The following is a 3,460-nucleotide window of genomic DNA, read 5'->3' as shown; positions in this document are numbered from 1 at the left end:
CTCTGCATCCTTGGCAACAGGTTCCCAGTCTTGGGTCTGCTGCACGCTATCACTAGTCATGTTAGCAGTCTCGACAGCCACCTCATTTTGAAGTTGTTCGGGGCATTCAGAAGCACGCTGCCCGAGCACGATGGGACTAGTTTCAACAGGCAACGCAGCCTTGGCAGCCTTACGTTTATATACATAAGCATCAATGCCACCTACACAAGAGGATAAGCCATAGAACACACAAGAGACCAGCGGCGGAGCCACCACTGCGATGGTCGGCAAACAGCAGCATAGCAAAATTGAAATACACGCAACCACTGCAACACCAGCCACAGCCATGAGTAGTCTACGCGTTGGACTGGCAGCTTCTGGAGGAGCGAGCCACTTTATCCTGCTGATCTTCTGTGGTTTATAATTCTCTATGACATCATATTCTGTAGTATCCCTCTTATGCACAGGATCTTGCATGGATACTACCGGCACCCTGGCAGAATAAAGATCAGCTACGGTCTGAATAACTGTACATATTGAGATCAGGATGGAGAATGCCATCAGTGCATATGGGATGAATGCTACAGTACAGCATGCAGCTGCAGCAGTACATACACAGCCAAGGACAACAGCAGCGCAGCAGGAGGCGCCACTGTTGGTACAGCATGTAGCAGCACAAGCACATGCAGCAGCACACTTAGCGGCACAACCAGCAACACAACTTTTTAAATACCATATGCCAGCAGCAATCCCCACACCGGTTACAACAGCAGTACCAGTAACCCCACCAGCCACAGCACCAGCACCCATGCCCTCCAAACCGTAGCCAGTCCCACCAACAGCCTTGATGGCATCCTTCAGCGTACTGGGATCTGCCTCAGCCATGACCTTGACAATACCAGAACTGGTGGCAACCCCAGCTATAACCTTATTAGTTCCGCCAACAGCAGTACCCTGATCCACAGCAGCCTGAGCTGCATCCTCAGCCTTGGCCTTACCAGTCAGGAGCTTGGCAATTCTTCCATTACCTGTTCTCTCAGCTATAGGAGTTACAGGAGTAAGAACAGGTTGTAATGATTGTACAGTAGCTAATCCTTCTTCCTTTACTTGTTTAACTTGCCTACAAGATTCAACTAAATCTCTTATAGAACATCCTGTTATCACTGAAAATAACACTGCAGCTACGCCAGCCAATGCTACAGCTGCAATGATGGGTGGACAACATGCTGCTGTACAACAAACTCCACACAAGATTATTGCTGCACACAGCATAGCTAGGACGGTGCTGCTGTTGCACCTATCCTTCAGCAGAGACTCCGCTGCAGTCGCGCTCGGCTCCTTGCCTCATTCCTGCGCTTAAGGGCCGTTTTGCGTTAGCGCATTTCTTCCATGGGAGCGATGGAAAATATCGAGAGGCCTAGGGAAATCACCAGCGCAACAACTTTGACCAGGTAAATCCTGGCTGAGGTTGTGGCAATATCTCCCTCGACAATAAATCGCATGTCAACACTGCGGCTTCCGTGCCCCCATAGCACGTGAAACGCCTCGGCAACCTCCAGTAAGTAAAACGCTATCCTGTGTGGTTCGTGATTGACAGCAGAGGACTCTACTATGTTCGGCCACCTGACCAAAAGTTTGATAAGCGCAATTTCTGGAGCGGAAGACACTCGGGAAAAATCGACGTCTTCGATGGGCAAAAGGGTGGGCGCGTTGCGCATCAGGGAGCATGCCCTTGCGTGAGCATATTGAATGTAGAAAATTTGACTGTCCTTTGACTGCTCTTTTGCCTTTGCAAAATCAAAATCAAGCACCACGTCGTTCTTTCTGGTCATCATGATAAATCTGGCAACATCTTTGCCGACTTCTTCCACTACATCTCTTGCGGTCAAAAATTCGCCGCGTCGCTTTGACATTTTAACCGGCACTCCATTTTCCAAAAAGTTGACCATATTGTGGAGCTTGACGTCTATCGTAGCTTTACCATCACTCAGTGCGTGCACCGCGGCTTTCAGCCTGGATACATAGCCTTTATGATCAAAGCCCAGGCCCAGAATCATGTCATGAAAACCCCTGGAGATTTTATCGAAATGGTAGGCGATGTCCCCAGCAAAATAGGTCCAAGATCCGTCTTCTTTCTGTAGCGCTCTGTCAGAATCGTCACCAAAATCAGTAGACCTGAACAGTAGCTGCTCCCTGGCTTGCCACGCCGCCTCTTCCTCCACACCTCTAGGGCGCTCAAGCGTCCCGTAGTAGAGCATTCCCTTTTGTTGCAAAAATTCTACGCATTTTTCAACTGTACGGCTACGCTGCAGATCTGCTTCATACGTGAACACATCGTGTTTTACGCCCAGAAGCGCCATATCCTCCCGTATCAGATCTAGGATGCTCTTTAGCGCGAACTCCCGGATGACCGCTGTCCTATCTTCAGAGGCAAGCAGCTTATCCCCGTGCTTTTCAACCAGGGCTTTGGCTATAGGTTTGAGGTACTCTCCGGGATAAAGGCCCTCCCCTATCGTAACCTGCTCCCCCAGCGCTTCTTTGTATCTCAAGTATACTGACTCGACCAGTGTATTGATCTGCCCGCCGGCGTCATTTACATAATATTCCCTGGTAACATCATAGCCAACCCATGCTAGCAAATTTGACAGCACATCCCCAAAAACCGCCCCGCGCGCATGCCCTATGTGCAGCGGCCCCGTGGGGTTTGCCGAGACGAACTCCACATTAACCTTCTGCCCTTGGCCCAAATTTACCGCTCCGTAGTCTTTACCCGCTTTGTTTATGTCTCTGATGGCCGAATACCAAACTTCATTGCTGCATTTTAAGTTCACAAACCCCGGAGGCACTACATCTACGCTATCAACACCTTCCACCTCCGCAAGAGCCTGCCGCAGATGCTCCGCAATTTCCATCGGGTTTTTTCTCTTGAACTTACCGACAACCAGCGCAGCATTGGTATATACGTCGCCGTGCCTGTCTTCGGTGGGAGGAGCAACTATGAGCTTGTGTAGCAAAGAATCTGTAACCTCACCGCCCCACAGCTCACCAATCTTCTGGATTACAATGCACCTAAAGTTGCCAAACAAATTAATTGTACTACCAGCTGAAACCATGGATAACCCTGCATTCGACAGCTCCAGTATATAAGCAATCACCAGTACGTAAAAGTCTTATGTGGCCAACATTCGCGCAGGTTGCAAGCCTCTCTCTCCTGGCCAAGCGTAAGAACATCCCTCGGATACCAAGCAGGGCACTCATACATAATTGGTATATATTTCAAATCCGTCCAAATCCGCAGCAGCAAAGTTCGCAGTGTATTTGAGCGCTAAATGTGCTATAGTACCCCCGTGTTGGCTCACCCTAGTGGTCACGTCCATATATGCAGTGGAGGGAAATGGGAGTAGTGATGGGGACGCGTCCGTACGGGGACGAGCACCTGCTGCTTTCCATACTCACGCGTAACAGGGGGTTGCGCAGAGGG

General features: G+C 49.9%; 3 protein-coding genes. 1 reads left to right on the top strand and 2 read right to left on the bottom strand.

Annotated features, from left to right (window positions below):
• Positions 1 to 1,173: hypothetical protein (locus tag GAC_RS02630; protein ID WP_241760133.1), on the bottom strand; the 1,173-nt coding region annotated here is incomplete at its 3' end.
• Between the two features lie 179 nt (positions 1,174 to 1,352).
• Positions 1,353 to 3,092, bottom strand: a complete 1,740-nt coding sequence (gene argS, locus GAC_RS02625; protein ID WP_010267708.1) for an arginine--tRNA ligase — start codon at positions 3,090 to 3,092, stop codon at positions 1,353 to 1,355.
• A 266-nt stretch (positions 3,093 to 3,358) separates the two neighbouring features.
• Between argS and GAC_RS05455 the strand changes: the two genes are divergently transcribed.
• Positions 3,359 to 3,460: recombination protein O N-terminal domain-containing protein (locus tag GAC_RS05455; protein ID WP_198920531.1), on the top strand; the 102-nt coding region annotated here is incomplete at its 3' end.

The organism is Anaplasma marginale str. Florida, assembly GCF_000215485.1.
In the GTDB taxonomy this organism is placed as follows: Bacteria; Pseudomonadota; Alphaproteobacteria; order Rickettsiales; family Anaplasmataceae; genus Anaplasma; species Anaplasma marginale.
This window is presented reverse-complemented; position numbering and strand designations above follow the sequence as displayed.

What these genes read in the sequence shown, in the direction of transcription:
- argS (WP_010267708.1), bottom strand. Translation starts at nt 3,092, where the DNA reads ATGGTTTCAGCTGGTAGTACAATTAATTTGTTTGGCAACTTTAGGTGC.